Genomic DNA, 229 nt, shown 5'->3' on the forward strand with positions numbered 1-229 from the left:
TTAAAGGGTCCGTAGGCGGGTGCGTAAGTCAGTGGTGAAAGTCTGCAGCTCAACTGTAGAACTGCCATTGATACTGCACACCTTGAGTAATTATGAAGTGGTTAGAATATGTAGTGTAGCGGTGAAATGCATAGATATTACATAGAATACCGATTGCGAAGGCAGATCACTAATAATGTACTGACGCTGATGGACGAAAGCGTAGGTAGCGAACAGGATTAGAAACCCC

General features: G+C 44.1%; 1 rRNA gene. It reads left to right on the forward strand.

Going from position 1 to position 229, the window contains the following annotated elements:
* Position 1: 1 nt before the first annotated feature.
* Positions 2-229, forward strand: a 16S ribosomal RNA gene (locus BTW08_RS18735); the annotation flags it as partial.

The sequence above is a fragment of the Salinicola sp. MH3R3-1 genome, assembly GCF_001937155.1.
Taxonomy (GTDB): Bacteria; Pseudomonadota; Gammaproteobacteria; order Pseudomonadales; family Halomonadaceae; genus Salinicola; species Salinicola halophyticus.